The organism is Micromonospora sp. NPDC047670, assembly GCF_043204915.1.
Taxonomy (GTDB): domain Bacteria; phylum Actinomycetota; class Actinomycetes; order Mycobacteriales; family Micromonosporaceae; genus Micromonospora.
Map to the genome: position 1 here is coordinate 477,526 of NZ_JBIDDA010000001.1, position 17,577 is coordinate 495,102.

Annotated in this window: 15 protein-coding genes, 1 tRNA gene and 1 pseudogene; 8 read left to right on the forward strand and 9 right to left on the reverse strand. The window is 70.6% G+C overall.

The window, feature by feature from the left end; genetic code table 11:
• Positions 1–38 precede the first annotated feature (38 nt).
• Together ACGF7U_RS02255 and ACGF7U_RS02260 are read left to right on the forward strand one after the other, a co-directional pair.
• Entirely contained in the window at positions 39–1,640 is a 1,602-nt protein-coding gene (locus ACGF7U_RS02255) for a sensor histidine kinase (protein WP_393102252.1), read from the forward strand.
• A 117-nt stretch (positions 1,641–1,757) separates the two neighbouring features.
• A complete protein-coding gene (locus ACGF7U_RS02260) occupies positions 1,758–2,414 on the forward strand; it encodes a response regulator (RefSeq protein ID WP_393102253.1) in 657 nt (218 codons plus the stop codon).
• A gap of 37 nt (positions 2,415–2,451) precedes the next feature.
• On the opposite strand, the gene ACGF7U_RS02265 is transcribed toward ACGF7U_RS02260, so the two are convergent.
• Together ACGF7U_RS02265 and ACGF7U_RS02270 are read right to left on the reverse strand one after the other, a co-directional pair.
• A complete protein-coding gene (locus ACGF7U_RS02265) occupies positions 2,452–3,279 on the reverse strand; it encodes an ABC transporter permease (RefSeq protein ID WP_393102254.1) in 828 nt (275 codons plus the stop codon).
• Positions 3,276–4,214: an ABC transporter ATP-binding protein gene (locus ACGF7U_RS02270; protein WP_393102255.1), complete on the reverse strand. Its 939-nt coding sequence runs from the start codon at positions 4,212–4,214 to the stop codon at positions 3,276–3,278. The genes ACGF7U_RS02265 and ACGF7U_RS02270 overlap by 4 nt, the downstream gene beginning before the upstream one ends.
• Positions 4,215–4,491: 277 nt before the next feature.
• Between ACGF7U_RS02270 and ACGF7U_RS02275 the strand changes: the two genes are divergently transcribed.
• Entirely contained in the window at positions 4,492–5,775 is a 1,284-nt protein-coding gene (locus tag ACGF7U_RS02275; protein WP_393102256.1) for an alpha/beta hydrolase family protein, read from the forward strand.
• 302 nt (positions 5,776–6,077) lie between these two features.
• Here ACGF7U_RS02275 and ACGF7U_RS02280 read toward each other — a convergent pair whose 3' ends face one another.
• Positions 6,078–6,317: a LuxR C-terminal-related transcriptional regulator gene (locus ACGF7U_RS02280; protein ID WP_393102257.1), complete on the reverse strand. Its 240-nt coding sequence runs from the start codon at positions 6,315–6,317 to the stop codon at positions 6,078–6,080.
• A 146-nt stretch (positions 6,318–6,463) separates the two neighbouring features.
• On the opposite strand from ACGF7U_RS02280, the gene ACGF7U_RS02285 reads away from it, so the two are divergent.
• The gene (locus ACGF7U_RS02285) at positions 6,464–6,643 is read left to right on the forward strand and encodes a hypothetical protein (RefSeq protein ID WP_393102258.1); all 180 of its coding nucleotides are present in this window, start codon (positions 6,464–6,466) and stop codon (positions 6,641–6,643) included.
• Here ACGF7U_RS02285 and ACGF7U_RS02290 read toward each other — a convergent pair.
• The gene (locus tag ACGF7U_RS02290) at positions 6,640–7,776 is read right to left on the reverse strand and encodes an SDR family NAD(P)-dependent oxidoreductase (RefSeq protein WP_393102259.1); all 1,137 of its coding nucleotides are present in this window, start codon (positions 7,774–7,776) and stop codon (positions 6,640–6,642) included. The two genes, ACGF7U_RS02285 and ACGF7U_RS02290, sit on opposite strands and share 4 nt — an antisense overlap.
• 32 nt (positions 7,777–7,808) lie before the next feature.
• On the opposite strand from ACGF7U_RS02290, the gene ACGF7U_RS02295 reads away from it, so the two are divergent.
• Positions 7,809–8,279 (forward strand): MerR family transcriptional regulator, encoded by a 471-nt coding sequence (locus ACGF7U_RS02295; RefSeq protein ID WP_393102260.1) that lies wholly within the window; start codon positions 7,809–7,811, stop codon positions 8,277–8,279.
• Positions 8,280–9,059: 780 nt separating this feature from the next.
• On the opposite strand, the gene ACGF7U_RS02300 is transcribed toward ACGF7U_RS02295, so the two are convergent.
• From ACGF7U_RS02300 to ACGF7U_RS02320, 5 genes are all read right to left on the reverse strand, one after another.
• Positions 9,060–9,221, reverse strand: a complete 162-nt coding sequence (locus tag ACGF7U_RS02300) for a hypothetical protein (RefSeq protein ID WP_393102261.1) — start codon at positions 9,219–9,221, stop codon at positions 9,060–9,062.
• 397 nt (positions 9,222–9,618) lie between these two features.
• Positions 9,619–10,392, reverse strand: a complete 774-nt coding sequence (locus ACGF7U_RS02305; protein WP_393102262.1) for a phosphotransferase family protein — start codon at positions 10,390–10,392, stop codon at positions 9,619–9,621.
• A 1,133-nt stretch (positions 10,393–11,525) separates the two neighbouring features.
• Positions 11,526–11,675 carry a hypothetical protein gene (locus ACGF7U_RS02310; RefSeq protein WP_393102263.1) on the reverse strand — a complete coding sequence of 50 codons (150 nt, stop codon included), beginning with the start codon at positions 11,673–11,675 and terminating at the stop codon, positions 11,526–11,528.
• Between the two features lie 242 nt (positions 11,676–11,917).
• Positions 11,918–13,429, reverse strand: a complete 1,512-nt coding sequence (locus ACGF7U_RS02315) for a SulP family inorganic anion transporter (RefSeq protein ID WP_393102264.1) — start codon at positions 13,427–13,429, stop codon at positions 11,918–11,920.
• A 227-nt stretch (positions 13,430–13,656) separates the two neighbouring features.
• Positions 13,657–14,145: a hypothetical protein gene (locus tag ACGF7U_RS02320; RefSeq protein WP_393102265.1), complete on the reverse strand. Its 489-nt coding sequence runs from the start codon at positions 14,143–14,145 to the stop codon at positions 13,657–13,659.
• A 205-nt stretch (positions 14,146–14,350) separates the two neighbouring features.
• Between ACGF7U_RS02320 and ACGF7U_RS02325 the strand changes: the two are divergent.
• From ACGF7U_RS02325 to ACGF7U_RS02335, 3 genes and pseudogenes are all read left to right on the forward strand, one after another.
• Positions 14,351–15,404, forward strand: a pseudogene (locus tag ACGF7U_RS02325) (IS256 family transposase); the annotation flags it as partial.
• 241 nt (positions 15,405–15,645) lie between these two features.
• Positions 15,646–15,718 (forward strand) — tRNA-Arg (locus tag ACGF7U_RS02330).
• A gap of 635 nt (positions 15,719–16,353) precedes the next feature.
• Positions 16,354–17,574: a DNA sulfur modification protein DndB gene (locus tag ACGF7U_RS02335; protein ID WP_393102266.1), complete on the forward strand. Its 1,221-nt coding sequence runs from the start codon at positions 16,354–16,356 to the stop codon at positions 17,572–17,574.
• The last annotated feature ends 3 nt before the right edge of the window (positions 17,575–17,577 follow it).

Genomic DNA, 17,577 nt, shown 5'->3' on the forward strand with positions numbered 1-17,577 from the left:
GTAACGGCGCAGGTGGTGGGCTTTGTAACCTGGGCCGCGTGGCAGGTTGGTGGCGCGACGCGCGACAGCGGTGGATGCCTCTCGTCCGGTCCGGAGGGCCACCCTCCGGCGACCGGGCCGGCAGCTGGGTGGAGGTGCTGTCCGACGTGTCGCTATGGGCGATCCTGTCGACGCCGATCGCCTGGGACCTTCTCGCCGCCCCGACCCACCCGTACGCCGGCTGGCGGCTGGCCGGTTCGCTCCTGCTGCTGGCCCTCGCGGTGGTGGCCAGCCGGCACCAGCCGCCGATCTCCCTGCTGCTCGTCGTGGTGCCGACCACGTTCGACGGGAACTTCGTGTTCGCCATTCCGATCATGAGCTACCTGATGGGTCTGCGGATGCCCCGGGCCCGGCCGGCGGCGTACACGTTCGCCGTGATCGCGACGGCCGGGACCGCGCTGTCGGTCGGCGTACTCGGCTCGGGCGTGACAACCTGGTTCTTCCTCACCACCACCCTGCTCTTCGTCGGGGTGTTTCCCTGGCTGGTCGGGCGCTACCGCCGGCAGCAGCGGGCGCTCGTCCACGCCGGCTGGGAGCACGCCGACCTGCTCGAACGGCAGCAGCGCGCCGCCGCCGAGCGGGTCCGGATGCGCGAGCGTGCCCGCATCGCGCAGGACATGCACGACTCCCTGGGCCACGACCTGGCGCTCATCGCGCTGAAGGCCGGCGGGCTGGAGGTGTCAGCCGATCTCGACGAGCGGCACCGGCGGGCGGCGGGGGAGTTGCGGGCCAGCGTCACCGCCGCCACCGAGCAGCTCGCCCAGATCATCGGCGTGCTCCGGGAGGACGGCGCGCCGGCTCCCACCCGGCCGGCCGCCGAGGGCGTCGCCGATCTGGTGGAACGGGCCCGCGAGGCGGGGATGTCGGTCCGGCTGCGGTGGGACGGGTCCGCCGCGCCGGCACCGCCGATGGTCGAGCGGGCGGTGTACCGGGTGGTCCAGGAGGCGCTGACCAACGCGACCCGGCACGCGCCGGGCGCCGCGGTGAGCGTCGGGCTGACCCGCTCGGCGGAGCAGACGGTGGTGAGCGTGGTCAACGAGCCGCCGCCGGCCGGGCTGGCACCCGGCGTGGCGTCGACGGGGTCCGGCCTGGTCGGCCTCCGCGAGCGGGTACGGCTGGCCGGCGGTGCGCTGAGCGCCGGACCACGGGGCGGCGGGTTCGAGGTCACCGCGCGCCTGCCGCACGCCGCCGGCGCCGCGGCGGTCGACGCCGACGAGGCCGTACGGTTGGTCAGGCCGGCGTCGGCGACCCGGCTGCGCGAGGCGCGGCGGCGGGTGCGGCGCAGCCTCCTGGTCGCCGTGGCCGCCCCGGTGGTGGTCGCCGGCGTGCTGTCGCTGGCCTACTACCCGTTCGCCACGTTCGGCTCGGTCCTCGAACCGGCGGACTTCGACCGGATGCGGGTCGGGCAGCACCGCACCGAGCTGCGGAGCCTGCTGCCGGAGCGGCAGGTCGTCGAACGGCCGGACCCGGCGGACTGGCCGCTGCCGCCGGGCGCCTCCTGCGAGTTCTACACCGACGGCAACTTCCCCCTCGGCCAGGCCGCCTACCGGCTCTGCTTCGTCGAGGACCGGCTGCTGACCAAGGACCGGATGTCCGACTGACGGCCGGCCGACGCCCGGCGCCGCGTCGACGACAGGCGCGACAGCCAGGGTCTCGGCCACGGCCGTGTGTTCCGCGCGGGCGACTGTCGCCCGCGCCCGATCTGCTGAGGAGATGGTGTGATCCCCGTCCTGCTGGCCGACGACGAGGCGATGATCCGGGCCGGGGTGCGCGTGATCCTGGCGGCGGACCCCGAGATCGAGGTGGTGGCGGAGGCCGCGGACGGCCGGGCCGCCGTGGAGTTGGCCCGGGCGCACCGGCCTCGGGTGGCGTTGCTGGACATCCGGATGCCGAAGCTGGACGGGCTGGCGGCGGCCGTGGAGATCCGCCGGCTCGTGCCCGAGACCGCGGTGCTCATGCTCACCACCTTCGGCGAGGACGACTACGTCGCGCGGGCGCTAGGCGACGGGGCCAGCGGTTTCCTGCTCAAGGCCGGTGATCCGCGGGAGCTGCTGGCCGGGGTGCGCGCGGCGGCCGAGGGCGGCGCGTACCTGTCACCGCGGATCGCCCGGCGGGTGATCGAAATGGGCGGCGCGCGGATGGCCCGTGGCCCGGCCGCCCGCGACCGCACCGCGACGCTCACCGCCCGGGAACGCGAGGTGCTCGCGCTGGTCGGGGCCGGGCTGTCCAACGCGGAGATCGGCCGGCGGCTGTTCCTGGTGGAGGGCACGGTGAAGAGCTACCTGAGCACGATCTTCGCCCGGCTCGGCGTACGCAACCGGGTGCAGGCCGCGATCGTCGCGTACGACGCCGGACTGGTGGACGAGGCCGGGTGACGGCGGTCCGCGGGGACCACCGCCACCCGGCACCGGGTCAGGCGTCCCGCGACCGCAGCACCGCGTAACCGGCGAGCATCGCCGCGAGGGCCCACGCGGCGAGCAGGGCGAGGCCGGCCGCCGGCGGGTACGGGTCGGTGTCGCCGCTCATGAAGTGGGATCCGGCCACCCCCGGCAGCCCGTCGACGAGCCGGTTGACGAACTCGATGTCGAGGGCGCCGAGCGAGATCGGCACCACCATGAGGATCATGAACACGGTGGTCAGCGTGCCGACCGCGCTGCGCAGCACCGTCCCCAGCCCGAGGGTGAAGACGCTGATCAGTGACAGGTACGCGGCCACCGCCAGCACGTCGCCGACGGTCTCTCCCGCCCGGAACCGGCCCCACTCACCGAGCACCGGGTGGGCGACGGCGGAACCCAGCGCCCCGAGCAGCCCGCCCACCACGAACGTGACCACGGCGACCACGGCGGTCTTGGCCAGCAGCAGCCGTCCCCGGGACGGGGTCCACTGCAGGGTGGGCCGGATCGTGCCGGTCGCGTACTCGGCGGTGATCACCAGCATCGCCAGGGCGAGCACCGTGAACTGCGCCAGGAGGACCGAGCTGATCGCGACGCTGCCGACGCCGACCACTCCCGGGTCGTCGGCGGGGTCGATGTTGGTGTTCTCGTTGACCACGTAGATGGCCTCCTGCCCGGCCGCCGCCGCCATCAGCAGGACGCTGGCGAGCAGGTTCCACCAGACCGAGCGCACCGACCAGAGCTTGGTCCACTCGCTGGCGATCGCGCCGCCCAGGCCGCCGCCACCGGCACCGCCGTGCCGGGCCGTACGGTCGGCGCTGGGCAGGGCCGTCGTGGCCGTCGTCATACCCGCGCTCCCGATCCGGTGGTGGTCGGCGCGCCGTACTCGACGTCGCCGGCGGTCAGTTCCATGTACGCCTGCTCCAGCGACGCCTCGCGCACGCTCAGCTCGTGCAGGCGTACGCCGATCTCGTGCGCCAGGTCGCCGACCTGCTCGATGCCGGCGCCGATGACGACGAGCGTGCCGCCGTCCTCCTGCTCGACCGCGACGCCCGCCGCGACCAGCCGGCGCCGCAGCTCGGCCAGGTCGGCGGGCCGAGGGCCGCGCACCAGCACCGCGGTCGACGAACTGCGCCCGATGACCTCGGCGATCGGGGCGTCGGCGATCAGCCGGCCCCTGCCGACCACCACGAGTTGGTCGGCGGTGAGCTGCATCTCGCTCATCAGGTGGCTGGAGACGAAGACGGTCCGACCCTCGGCGGCCAGGGACCGCATGAGCTCGCGGACCCAGCGCACCCCGTCCGGGTCGAGCCCGTTGACCGGCTCGTCGAACATCAGCACCCCCGGGTCGCCGAGCAGGGCGCCGGCGATGCCGAGGCGCTGGCCCATGCCGAGGGAGTAGGTGCCGGCCCGCTTGCCGGCGACGTTGCTCAGGCCGACCGTGGCGAGCACCTCGTCCACCCGGCGGACGGGGATGCCGTTGCTGCGGGCCATCGCCAGCAGGTGGTTGCGTGCGCTCCGCCCCGGGTGCACCGCCTTCGCGTCGAGCAGCGCGCCGACCTCGCGCAGCGGATGCCGCAGGGTCTCGTACCGCCGGCCGCCGACGAGCGCCTCACCGGCGGTGGGCCGGTCCAGCCCGAGGATCATGCGCATCGTGGTGGACTTCCCCGCGCCGTTCGGGCCGAGGAAGCCGGTGACCCGGCCCGGCGCGAGGTCCAGGGTCAGGTTGTCGACGGCTGTCGTCGCGCCGAAGCGTTTCGTCAGCCCGCGCAGTGTGATCATTGTTCTCCCGGTGGATGTGCCGTTGAGGCGTCGACGGTAGGGATCCGGCCGGGTACGGCACAGCCACCGATCGGCATCGACCTGCCCTGACGAAAGTCGGCACCCCCGGGCGCCGGGCTGCCGGCGGTGACCCGCAGGCCCGCGCCTACGCGGCCGGACGCCCTGGTCGAGTGTGGTGTCATCCGCCCCGAGGCCGATCGTCCCCGAGATTTCTCAGGGCCCACCTGGCTACTTCCGGCAGATGCCGTCGGCGGACGCCGCGGGCGAGCCTTGTCGCATGCGAACAATTTCTCGACGAGGGCTGTTGGGCGGGGTCGCGGTCGCGGTGTCCGCGGCGATGGTGTCGACCACGTCAGCGGCTCTCGCCCAGACCGCACCAGATCCGGGACCGGCCCGACCGCCGGCCGCGAGCGCGCCGCTGCGGTTGAGCCTGCCCGCACCGACCGGCCCGTACCCCGTCGCCGCCACCGAACTGCACCTGGTCGACCACGACCGGCCCGACCCGTGGGTGGCCGCCAAGCCGCGGGAACTCATGGTCACCGTCTGGTACCCGGCTCGCCCGGCGGGCACCGAACCACTCGCGCCGTACCTGCCGCCACTGGCGGCGCAGCGCCACGGCGAGAACCTCGCCGGCATGCTCGGCCTCCCGGCCGGACAGGTCGACTGGGCCGGCCTCACCACCCATGCCCGTGCCGGTGCGCCCGCGCGGGCCAGGCACGGTGGATATCCGGTGGTCGTGTACTCGCCCGGCGGGGAGAGGCCCCGCGCGGAGGGCACGGTGCTCGTCGAGGAACTGGCCAGCCGGGGCTACGTCGTGGTGACGGTCGACCACACGTACGAGACGCCGGTCGTCGAGTTTCCCGGCGGGCGGCTGGAGACGCAGCACCAGCCGGACCTGGAACCCGCCGAGCTCATGCGCGCACAGATCCGCACCCGGATCCAGGACACCCGATTCGTCCTCGACCAACTCGCCGTCCTCGACCGTGGCGGCAACCCCGACGCCGGCAGGCGCCGGCTTCCGCGCGGCCTCGGCGCCGCGCTGGACCTGTCCCGCGTGGGCATGTTCGGCCACTCCGCCGGCGGCTTCACCACCGCCGAGGCGATGCTCGCCGACCGCCGGTTGGACGCCGGAGCGGACCTGGACGGCAGCATGGCGTACGGCCGGGACGACCTCGGCGAGGTGGCCAAGCGCGGGCTGGACCGCCCGTTCCTGCTGATGGGCGCCGGTCTCATCGGCGGCAGGCCGTACACCCACCTGGACGCCCCCGACTGGCGGTCGTTCTGGGCGAACTCCACCGGTTGGAAACGCGACCTGTACGTCCCCGAGGGTCAGCACTACACCTTCACCGACCACCAGGTGCTGCTGCCGCAGCTCGACGCGGCGTTCCCGCTGCCGGAGGGACTCGTCACCGGGCTGATCGGCACCGTCGACCCGGGCCGGATCGTCGCCTCCCAGCGGGCCTACCTCGCTGCCTTCTTCGATCAGCACCTCCGCCACCGACCCCGGGCGCTGCTCAACCGCCCGTCGCCGAGGCATCCCGACATCACCTTCGTCCGCTGACCCACCCTTCGACGCCGCCGGCCCGTCAGGGTGGGCCGGCGGCGCCGAGGGCGCCAGGCGCGGACCGGGACTGGTGCGAACGGCGGGCGAGGCTCGGAGACGAGGACCGCCCCGGTTGCCGTGGGGCGTCCAACGTCACCGGCGGCGGTGGTTGCAGCTCGCGGACCGTGCCGGCGATCCCGCTGATCCTCACCGGCGACCGGCTGGCGGCGGTGGTTGAAGCTCGCGGACCGTGCCGGCGGTGGCGGTGGTTGCAGCTTGCGGGCCGTGCCGGCGGTGGCGGTCAGTGCCGCCCGACGGAGTCACCCACCTTGGGTCCGGGACGAGACGCCCAGCTTCCGCAGGATGTTCGAGACGTGCACGGCTGCGGTCTTCGGTGAGATGGAGAGGCGCCGGGCCAGCTCGGTGTTGGTCAACCCGTCGCTGATCAGTACTGCCACTTCCCGCTCGCGGGAAGCCAGGGCGGTCGGGCCGGTGACCGCGGGCGCCGCGTCGACCGGCGCCATGCCCAGTTGGGCGCGGACCTGGGCGAGCTGGGCCACCCGCCACCCGCCAGCCGACGGGCCAGCAGGCCGGCCGCCGGTTGACGGCGGGTCACCTCGTCCGGCCGGTACGTTCCGATGAGCAGCCGCGGCCCGCGCTGGTCGGCGATGCGCTCGAACAGCGCCGCGCTCTCCGAGTCGGCCCAGTGCAGGTCTTCGAAGACGATGACAGCAGGGTCGTCGCCGATCAGGTCGGCCAGGACGGCGAGGCCGGTGTGCAGGCGCTCGACCGGATCGCGACGGCCGGCTCACGCGCCGAAGCGAGCTGCGTCAGTCGACACAGCTCGCTCTCCCGCCCGATCACCACTGCCACAGCCAGCCGCTAGCTGGACACTCCCGCCCCCGACGGGCCGCCAAGTTCACCCGGACCGGGCAGACGTGCGGCGTGGTAGTGACGGATCGACCATGCGTCCGCGAGGCGTTCCGCGACGATGGAGAGGCGCAGCAGCGTGGTCTCGCCGGTCGGCGCGGTGAAGGTGACGTCCGCGAACCCGGCGACGATGTCCTCGCGCAGCATGTTGGCTTCCAGCACGCTCACGGAGGCTGTGGTCCCCGCCGCGACCCTCTCGTAGTAGGCGCGGATCGCCGCCGGACCGACCAGCGGCTGCGGGGTGATGCCCTGGAAGAGCGCGTCCTGCGTGAACAGCGCGCTGAGGCGCTCCGTTCTGTGCTCGTCGAACGCCGTCCGCCAGCCGCTGAGCAGCTCGGCGACGACGTCACGAGCCAGGCTGGTCACCGCACCACCACCGGCGGCGGTCGACCCGTCGTGGACGGCTTCCCGCTCCCATTGCTGTCGTGGCTGGGTGTGCAGCCGCCAATAGTGCTCGGCGATGTCGTCCGGGTCGAAGGCCGTGCCCGGGGCGACGGCGCCAGCCACGGTGACTGTGGCCACGTGGACGCCCGACGGCCCGTACTCCTGGTCGAGCAGGGCCACGAGGGTCCGTACCCCGGCCTTGCCGAGCGAGAGAGACACGTACCGGGGCTTCGGCTCGGGCATCCCGCCGGTGACGATGAACGAGCCGCTGCCGCGTCGGGCCATCCTGGGCAGGACGTGTGCGGCGGCGGTGAGCGCCCCGACCACGTTGACCGCCCAGGCATCCTGATGAGCGCGTACGGACAGTTCACCCGGCGCGTCGGCCTGGATTATCGCGGCGTTGTACACCACCACGTCCGGTGGGCCGAGTTCCTCGGCCGCCGAGTCGAGGGCGGCCCGCAGCGCCGTCTCGTCCGTGCTGTCGGCGGTCAGAGGTACGGTCCGCACGCCGAGCGGAGCGACAGCCTCGGCCACCGCTCGCACCGTCGCGCCGGTACGCGCCACGAGAGCGACGGGTAGGCCCTCCCGAGCGAATCGCAGGGCCACCGATCGCCCGATTCCCGGCCCCGCCCCGATGATTACCGCTCCCGACATCGCCCGTCCCTTCTCGCTGTCTGGTGACGGTGAAAAGCTAGGCTCTGACATCGGTGTGAAGGTCAACAGGATTGGTAAACCACATGCGGATCGGTGTCCTGGCTCGCCGAACCGGGGTCAGCGAGCGGCTCCTGCGGTACTACGAGGAGCAAGGGCTCCTCCGGCCGGCGCGCCTTGCCAACGGCTACCGCGAGTACGCCGAGTCCGACATCGTCGCCGTGTCCCACATCCGCTCCCTGCTCGCCGCCGGGCTTCCCACCGCCGTCATCGGGCAGGTGCTGCACTGCGTACACGACGATGGCGGGCGCCTGAGACCGTCAGCGTGTCCGGGCATGGTCGACCACCTGGAACGGGAACGAGCCCGCATCGCCGAGGCGATCGCGCAACTGGGGACAGCACAACAGGCACTCGACACCCTGTTCGCCGCCATGCCAGGCCGGTCCGGCAGGCACGAGGAAGCAGAACCGAAGCAGCCGGTGGAGGAAGGCCGCACACCAACAGCCGGTCGCCGAGCCTCCGACAGGCGGCGAGGACGACCGCGGAGCCCTCGCTGATCGGAAACGCCCGCCTCAGCGCCACCGCCACCCGGGCGATGGCCGGTCATCGAACAGCGACCGTGGGGGTCGAACCGGCAGTAGCGGCTCCGCCGACGCCTGTCGCCGCCACGGTATCCGTCGCTCGACAAGCAAATCGGGTCGTCGTACGACAACGCCCTGGCCGAGGCGTTCCTCGCCACCCTCAAGCGAAAGCTGGATGTCGACCGGCCCCACTGGGCCACCGAGGCCAAGGGCGAGACGGAACCCCGCCGGGCAGAGTTCCGGCGGGGGTTCCGTGACGCCAATTGCTTGAAGATCAAGTTAGGCTTTCGCTGTGCCGAGTCGTTTCCTCCGCCGTCGCTGGGATGAGCCACGAGGCGAGTTCGACGGTTGGGGATACTCCGTCTGGTACTTCGAGGTTGGTGAGGATGGCTGGCCCGTTCGGCAGATTGAGGCGTACGACAACGGGCCGGTCCTCCGCTACGGCCCGGGCATGAGGAAGATCAGTACGGAGGCCCGGGGCAGGCGAGCCTCGATGGCCCGGACGAGGATTGGAACCCCTACATCATTACGCGAGACGCGTTCGATCGTGTCTCGGACTCGGCGGGCGAGTAGGAACTGACGTCTCGGCCGGAACACCGTCAACGAGTGGACCACGTGTCTCGTGGCAAATCCATACATCCGATCTCGGAACGGCCGGCCGGTTCGGAACTGGTCCTGGCTCACATGACCCAGCCCGTGCGGTACCAGTAGGGCAAACGCGGTGGAGTTGCGCGACGCGCCGCGACCCGGCCGGCTTCACCCGAGCGGCGATTCGCGATCAGGAAGGCGATACTGCAGATCGAGGAACTCGTCGATCGCGGTGAGGACGCCGCTGCCGCGATCGAGACGCTCAACGAGACGGCCGGCCACAGCTTCGGGCTCAACGACTTCCACAACCACTGCGGAGCGCCCGACCATGAACAACTGGTCGGGTGGGCGTGCGCGCCACCGCCGGTCCGACTGCCCGACGTCACCCGAGATGAGCTGGTCGAGATCGCGCGTCGCATCCTCGCCCGCCCGACCGACGACTGATACATCGCGGCGTTCGAGCGCAATACCGTAGAGCCGGGCGCGAGCGACCTCATCTTCTACCCGCCGCCCGAGCCGCGGGACGCGACAGCGGAGGAGATCGTCGACGCCGCGCTGGCCTACCGCCCGATCGCCCTGTGACTCAGCTGGCGCACCCGTACTTGACCGGCAGCAACGCGTCCCGGAGCCGAAGCTGGATCGGATGCACGCTCATCGGCATGATCGGTCGGCACCGCAACACACGCAGATCGCGCACGGCACTCGTGGCAGGCGGGCCCGTGCGGCCTCACATCCGGGATCTCAGCACGTCGACCTCGCAGCCTGGTGCGGCCGGATCGAAGCCGTGTTCCGCCAGCCAGCGGATCGCCAGCAGGCTTCGCACAGACCACCACGCACGGATGACGTCGAGATCGACGTCGGTGCCGTAGCCGGCGACGACGTCGCCGAGGCGTTCCTCGTGTCCGAGCGTCAGGATGGCGAGGTCGTACAGGGCGTCGCCCTGGCCCGCCTCGGACCAGTCGAGCACGCCGGTGATCTCGTCGTGGTCGACGAACACGTGGGCGATCTGCAGGTCGCCGTGTATGAACACCGGAGTCCACGGCCGAAGCGCGGCTTCGGCAACCCGGCGGTTGTGGGTGACCAGGTCGGCGGGAAGGACGCCGTTCGTGACGAGCCACTCGCATTCACCGTCGAGGCGTGACGCCAGGTCGTCGAGGCGGCGACCTGGCCACGGCGGCACCGGCGCGTCGTGCAGCATCCGTGCGGCGGCGCCGGCCGCGGCCCACGACGCCGGCGACGCGGTCGACGGCTCGCCGAGGCGGCCGAGTGCCCTCCCAGGGAGCGCGGCGAGCGCGAGTACGGGCGGCTTGCGCCACAGGACTTCCGGCGTGGGGATCGGCGCCATGGTCATCGCCTCGACCTCGACGTCGGTGCGGGTCTGGTCGGCGTCGATTTTCAGGAACACGTCGCCGACGCGCAGGGTCGCGCGCTCGTGATGGGCGACGACGACCTTGACCTCTTCCACGTCGGCCAGTGTCGCGGAGATCACCACCGACGTCACCGGTTTATTGCCTGCCACTGCGCGCGCGGCCCGCTGCCAGGTCGCATGGCCGACTCGCTCACATCGGCAGTTCCGCCAGCTACGGGGTTCTGGGTCGTTAGCCCGCTGAACACCTTGAGCGAGGAATGCTGCGGGTTTGATGCCGCGTGGCGCACTCAACTCGGCATGAGCGGACGCTCGGTGGGAACCGTGGTAGCCAGTATCGCGGCGGAGTCCGAGCGCCCCGGCGTAAGCGCTCCGTGGTCCTCCAGTGGCGACGCCGAAGGCGGTACATGGACGGAACGTGGTTGATCTTCGATGATGTGCGCGGTGTGTGCTCTCCAGCGGATGCCAACCGGGGTGAACGGTGCCAACGCGAGTCACTGCGGTCGACCGCCGGTCGCAAACCGGGTTTCGTGTGCTCCGGGTGTGGTCCATGGGTTGGGCGAACATGGGTCCGGGGAACGCGGGTGAACATGGGCCACTCCCTGCCACCTCAGGTGAACCCGCAGGTCGCTAGACTAGGCGCTCGCGCCCTCGTAGCTCAGGGGATAGAGCAACGATTTCCTAAGGCGACGATCTATCTGTACCCAGAGGCTCACTACCTGCGGGTTTCTATTCTGTCTTCACGTTAACGGGTCGCACACGCGCATTGCTGTGCTCGCTTGCCGAAGATCAGCAGAACAGAAGTAAGTCCTGCTCAAGCCATGCTTCGGTTGGTCCGACGTGTCCTTGCCGAGATCCGGCGAAGCTGCCGCGCCGCGTCAGTCTACGGTGCCGCAAGTGCTCGGGCCAGCAGCGTGGCGAGCTTGGCCGCGCGTGCCGGGTGGTGATGACCAACCCAGGCAACTCGTCCGATGAGGCATTGAGCGAAGTCGGGGTGACCGGTCCTGTTCTGCGCGGCCAGGCCGGTGCGGGCGGCGCTGTGGAGGATGGCGCGGAGCTGATCGTACTCGTCGCGGGGTGTGGCGGGGTGGTGGTTGACGACGAGTCCGGCGAGGCGTCGGTCGAGTCGGTAGGCGCCCGGAGCGGCCGGGATACGGAGCCGTGGGCGGCGGAATAGACCGCAATGGGCCGAGTATTTCGGCGAGGAGCCGGCGTTGTAGGGCGCGGAGCCGGGACTTGGGTGCCTCGATCAGGCGACCGCCCTCGGTCTACCGGTAGTGGTAATGGTGCAGGCGGTCGGCAATGGCGCGTCGGTCCATGGCGTGTCGGTCGGCGTACCGGTCGAGGTGGGCGATGCTCAGGTCGAGCATCGCGGCCAGGGCGCCGACGGTGTCGATGACGGGGGTGTGCCGACGCACTTGTGGAAGAGGAGCTACACCTGGTCGTCGAGGGCGGAACCGGGATGACGTTCCTCGTCGGCCGGGTGTCGGGGATCTTCGACGGCTCGCCCGTCACGACGCGCCTGCGCTACACCCGGACCCGGGTGTACGGCGAGCGCGGCTGGCAGATCCTCGCCGCCCACATCAGCCCGGCCTGGCGGGCCCCCGCGCGGGTTGGCTCGGCGGCGCCCGCGCCGGTTCAACCGGTCGCCTCCGCGCGCTCACTCGGCGGCGTCCGCCATCCGGGCCCGGTTGTCCTCCGTTGGGCGCGGCGCCACGACGTGCACGGAGACGCCCGCGTTGCCATTGTGCGTGTCGATCCAGGAGTCCAGCGCCGATCGGCAGGCGAAGTCCACGTGCCGCAGGCCGCGCAGGTCCAGTCGCACGGTCCGGTCGGCCGGCAGCCCGTTCAGCGTGGTGAGGATGGTGGGCAGCCGCAGGAAGGTGGCGTTGCCGGCGATCGACACCTCGATCGGCCCCGTGCCGCCGTCGAGGACGGTGACCCGCACGTGGGACGTCTCCCAGGCGGTCTTGACGACGGCGAGGCCGAGGCCGACGAGCACGCCGGTGAACATGTCGGTAGTGACGATCGCCCCGGCGGTCACCGCCAGCACCACCACCTCGCCCTGGTGCTGCCCCCGCCACAGCTCCGGCACCGTCCGTAGCGGCATCAGCTTCACCCCGGCGTGGACGAGCACGGCGGCGAGCGCGGCCAGCGGGATCAGCCCGAGCAGGCCGGGCACGGCGGCGGTGAACAGCAGCAGCCAGACCCCGTGCAGCACCCGGGACGCCTTGGTCCGCGCGCCGGCCCGCACGTTGGCGGAACTGCGCACGATGACGGCGGTCATGGGCAGCGCGCCGAGCAGGCCGCAGAGGGTGTTCCCGGTGCCCTGGGCGACGAGTTCCCGGTCGAAGTCGGTGCGCGGGCCCTGGTGCAGCCGGTCCACCGCCGCCGCGCTGAACAGGCTCTCCGCCGAGGCGACGAGCGTGAACGTGGCGACGGTGGCGAGCAAACCGACGTCCGCGAGGGTGTCCCAGTGCCCGAGCGAGGGCCGTACCGCCGCGAGCAGGCCCTCGACGTCGAGGGTGTCCACGGGGAGCTCGAACGCGGCGGTCGCCCCGGCCGCCGCGACCACGGCGACCAGCGCGCCGGGGACCGGGCGCAGCGGGCCGGGCAGGGCGTCCCACAACAGCATGACCGCGAGGGTGGCCACGCCGACGGCGAGCGAGACGCGGGCCGGGTGGGACCTGACGACCTCGCCCACCAGGCCGGACAGGCCGGTGAACTTGCCGGGCCCGGAGTGCGGCGTCGTGCCGCCGGCCAGGACGTAGAGCTGCCCGACGATGAGCAGCATACCGATGCCGGCGAGCATGCCCTGCACCACCGCCACGGAGATGGCCCGGAACCAGCGGCCCAGCCGCAGCAGCCCCAGCGCCACCTGGAGGAGACCGGCGACCAGCACGATCGTGCCGAGCCCGGCCAGGCCGTAGCGGTCCACGGCTTGGGCGACCAGCACCGTCAGGCCGGCCGCCGGGCCGCTGACCTGGAGGCTGCTGCCGGGCATGAACCCGACGACGAGACCGCCGACGATGCCGGTGACCAGGCCGAGTTCGGCGGGTACGCCGGAGGCGACGGCGATGCCGACGCAGAGCGGCAGCGCGACGAGAAAGACGACGAGGGAGGCGGGCAGGTCGGTGCGCAGGGTGCGCCAGGGCAGGGCGACAGAGGTCATGGTCCACTCCGGGAGGCGGCGGGGCGAGCAACGGGTGGCGCGCTGCGCGTACCGCCGGCTTGCGATCGGCGGGTACGCCAGCGGGAAGGCGCGCGTGGTCGGTGGGCGACCGCGTGGCGGGGCGTGGGTCTGGGGATTTGCTTCCGACCGCTCCGGGCCGACGTGCCGCCGCCCGGCCGGCGCTCACTCGGAGTCGACGGGCGGCCGGGGCCTGCGGCGCGCGCCGCTCAGCAGCGCAGGACGCTCGGCCGCACCGCCTCGGACGGGGCGACCGCCACGATCGGACGCTTGTCGACGGTGTTGTCCCGGCGCAACGGCGCGCCGGGCGGCGCGGAGGCCACCGGGGTCACCGGGTCGCGGCGGTCGCTGGTCGGGCTGTTGCGCCCGGGGCGGGCGACCGATCCGCACGCCTTGCCAGCGAAGTAGGCCACCATGGTCCGCCCGGGCGGCTGCCCGGTCCACGCGGTGAGCGCGGCCACGGCGAGGTGCGCCTCGATGCGTACCGGATCGACCTGCGCGGCGGGGGAACCGCCGGTGGCGCGGGACTCGGCGTCCGACGGCGTCGCGGGCGGCAGGCCGGGGTGGGTCGGCGCGGTCGCCAGCGGGCGAGTCTGGGGCACGTCCGTGGCGGCGAGCGGCGGGCGGCAGGCGACGCTGAGATGCAGCAGGAGCGCGCCAATGAGCACTGGGGCGATGGCGACGAGTCTGCGCTGCACCGCTCACCCCCAGGCAGTGACGCGTGCCCCGGGCGTCTGCCCACGTCACCGGGATCAACCCGCCGCAGGCGGCATCGGTTACGCCCCCGCCAGGGGCGGAGATGTCCGGGCAGGTGCCGTGGTCGGAGAAGCTGGTTCGCGTGCGTTGCTCTGCGTCGCGTCAATGGTGATCGCCGCGGGTACGCCGGCCGGCGCCGGATCGAGCAACATTCGCAACGGCACCCGTTCGAAGACGGTGCTGACCGACACGACAGGGCCGCTGTTGATCGACGTGCCGCGGGACCGGTCGGGCACCTTCGAGCCCCAGATCGTCAAGAAGCGGCAGCGCCGGCTGTCGGGGATCGACGAGGTGGTGTTGTCGTTGTATGCCAAGGGTTTGACGACCGGGGAGATCTCGGCGCACTTCGCCGAAATCTATGGGGCGTCGGTGTCGAAGGAGACGATCTCCAGGATCACCGACAAGGTCATCGAGGAGATGGTCGACTGGTCCCACCGGCCCCTGGACGAGATCTACGCGGCGGTGTTCATCGACGCGATCGTGGTCAAGGTGCGAGACGGGCAGGTCGGGAACCGGCCGTTCTACGCCGCGATCGGGGTCACCCTCGACGGCGAGAAGGACATCCTCGGCCTGTGGGCCGGCACGGGTGGTGAGGGCGCGAAGTTCTGGATGGGCGTGCTGACCGACCTGCGCAACCGGGGCGTCAAGGACGTGTTCTTCCTCGTCTGCGACGGCCTCAAAGGGCTACCGGAGGTGGTCACGAACGTGTGGCCCCAGAGCGTGGTGCAGACCTGTGTCATCCACCTGATCCGCAACACGTTCCGGTTGACCTCCCGCAGGTACTGGGACGAACTGAAGCGTGACATCAAGTCGATCTACACGGCGGTCAACGCCACCGCCGCCAGGGCGGCGTTCGACGACCTCGCGGAGAGGTGGGGCGGCCGGTATCCGGCGGTGATCCGGTTGTGGGACAACGCCTGGACGGAGTTCATCCCGTTCCTCGACTACGACGTCGAGATCCGCAAGGTCATCTGCTCGACCAACGCCATCGAGTCCCTCAACGCCCGCTACCGACGAGCCGATCAAGGCCCGCGGCCACTTCCCGAACGAGCAGGCCGCGTTGAAGTGTCTGTACCTGGTGACCCGGTCCCTGGACCCCACCGGAGCAGGCAGAGCCCGATGGACGATGCGCTGGAAACCCGCTCTGAACGCCTTCGCCATCACCTTCAGCGACCGCTTCCCGGTTGCTGAAACCTACTAACCAAGACCGCCGGAACACCGTTAGCGAAACAGCCCCAGTCAGTATCACGGCGGAGTCCGAGCGCCCCGGCGTAAGCGCTCCCGACGCGGGGCACCGCAGCGACCGCCGGTCGCAAACCGGGGTTCGTGTGCTCCGGGTGTGCTCCTGGGCTGGGCGAACAGGGGGCCGGGTGACGTGGGTGAACGTGGGCCACTCCCTGCCACCCCAGGTGAACCCGCAGGTCGCTAGACTAGGCCCTCGCGCCCTCGTAGCTCAGGGGATAGAGCAACGGTTTCCTAAACCGTGTGTCGCAGGTTCGAATCCTGCCGGGGGCACCTCAAAGATCAGCCAAAACGGCCACTGAGCTGCGGATACGTCTCCGCGTCGATCGCTTGACCTGTGCAGCCGGATGCCACCCTGAGCCGCCGTTTGCAGCCAACCGTGCAGAGTACGTGCAATGATCTTGAGCCCCTTCGAGCGGTCGTTTGCGCAGGTCGTAGGGCATAGAAGCGAAGAAGGTCGACGCCTGCCCGTGCGGCAACCCCGGCCCGCGGCGCCAAGCACGGCATGTCGCCCTCAGCCCGGGATCGACCTCTGTTTGTGGCGGCGCGATCTGGCTTGCATCACAACAGGAAGTGCCTGAATCGAGGTCGTCGACCTGGGATGACGGCCGAGCCCAGTCTTCTCCTTCATCTAAAGCATTACTTTTTAGACGAAGGGCAAAAATCCGACGTCGCCCATTGCCGGGCATGCGGCCGCATCCAGGGCAAATTGAGCGCGTGATCTCTCGTGCCGCGGTCCTGACAAGTATGGGCAGAGGGCTTCCCTGGCCGATCCACCTGCCAACGATGTGCACCGCAGACCCCATCCGGCAGGGCTGAGGTCAGTGTTTTTAGATGTTTGACGTAACCGCGGTCAGTGTCTACTGTGGCTTCTTGCTTGCCCGTGCCGCCTGCCTCGGAGGTCCTGCATGTCCAACCAGATCCTCAAGCCCGTTACGACAGGCTTCCCCATCACGCTCATGCCGGTCCGCGACCACGTCGCCATCGGCATAGTCGACATGGAGAACCTCCTGCACATGGTCAATGATCCAGTGAGGGTTGAGCAGGAGGCTGCTCGCGACGTGAAGGCGCGGCAGGAGCCGGACGGATATGCCCGTATGCGCGCCGAGGTTCAGCGTGTGATTGGCACGGCAGCAAGCCCTAAATCCAAGAACATCAACAACTACGCTGACTACATCGCGGAAGGTCTTAGCGGAGGGTATGGCGATGCATGGTCAATCCCTCCTGTCACGCTGTGGTGCCAACGCCCCCTGGATATCCAGCCCGATGGCAAGGCATTCCTCCCGATTAGGGATGGACTGATTGCTATCGACGGCGAGACCCAGATCACTGCGCTTCATCGGATCAAGAAGAATCCGGCCTTGTTCGGGCTTAGGGACTTTGATTTCGACGGTGCGATGATTGCCTTCGAGATCTACCACGGCATCTCTACGCTCTCTGCACGGCAGATCTTCCATGACCGCAACCTGAAGGGCGTCCCGGTCGACAAGTCACTTGCGCTGTCCATGGACATGCGCGACTTCGCCACTAGCGTGGCCCAGGCCTTGGTCGACTCGACCACGGTCACGGTGGACGGGGAAGACATCGCTCTCAGCGACCTGATCTTGACCGGCAAGCGGCAGGTAGGGCCAAAGTCTCGTGAATGGATGACCCTCTCTGGCCTCCGGACCCTGGTTGTAACCACCATCCTTGGCAAGGCCGGAATCCATGCTGCGTCGGGTGACGTCGAGCCTGATGACCTCCCCGAGGGTTCTGATATGAAGGCGGTGAAGCAGGAGACCGTCGAACGGCTCGGTGCCCTGCTCAAGGAGTATGCGGACCAGTTCCACGCTAAGTCCGCGATCACCTCGCCCGCGGTATTGGCAGGTCTGGGGGCCACGGTGCACCGATCCATGTCTTGGTGCACGACGGACAAGTTCACGGATGACAAGGACCTGGACACCCTGCTGTCCTATATCCGATGGGAGCGCGAGTCGGTGTTTTGGGGTGGTATCGCAGCAAAGGAGACCGGCAAAGGTGTCAGCTGGGCTGGTGGTGCACGCGACTCAGGCCACAAGGTCTACGAGGCGATCAACAAGCCGAACTCGGACAATGGCATGAAGATCCGCGGCCTCGTCAGGCAGCCATAACGA

Excerpts from the sequence above, each read along its gene's own strand:
- ACGF7U_RS02270 (WP_393102255.1), bottom strand. The coding sequence starts at position 4,214 with ATGATCACACTGCGCGGGCTGACGAAACGCTTCGGCGCGACGACAGCC.
- ACGF7U_RS02275 (WP_393102256.1), top strand. The coding sequence starts at position 4,492 with ATGCGAACAATTTCTCGACGAGGGCTGTTGGGCGGGGTCGCGGTCGCG.
- ACGF7U_RS02265 (WP_393102254.1), bottom strand. The coding sequence starts at position 3,279 with ATGACGACGGCCACGACGGCCCTGCCCAGCGCCGACCGTACGGCCCGG.
- ACGF7U_RS02300 (WP_393102261.1), bottom strand. The coding sequence starts at position 9,221 with ATGGTCGGGCGCTCCGCAGTGGTTGTGGAAGTCGTTGAGCCCGAAGCT.
- ACGF7U_RS02295 (WP_393102260.1), top strand. The coding sequence starts at position 7,809 with ATGCGGATCGGTGTCCTGGCTCGCCGAACCGGGGTCAGCGAGCGGCTC.
- ACGF7U_RS02315 (WP_393102264.1), bottom strand. The coding sequence starts at position 13,429 with ATGACCTCTGTCGCCCTGCCCTGGCGCACCCTGCGCACCGACCTGCCC.
- ACGF7U_RS02290 (WP_393102259.1), bottom strand. The coding sequence starts at position 7,776 with ATGTCAGAGCCTAGCTTTTCACCGTCACCAGACAGCGAGAAGGGACGG.
- ACGF7U_RS02335 (WP_393102266.1), top strand. The coding sequence starts at position 16,354 with ATGTCCAACCAGATCCTCAAGCCCGTTACGACAGGCTTCCCCATCACG.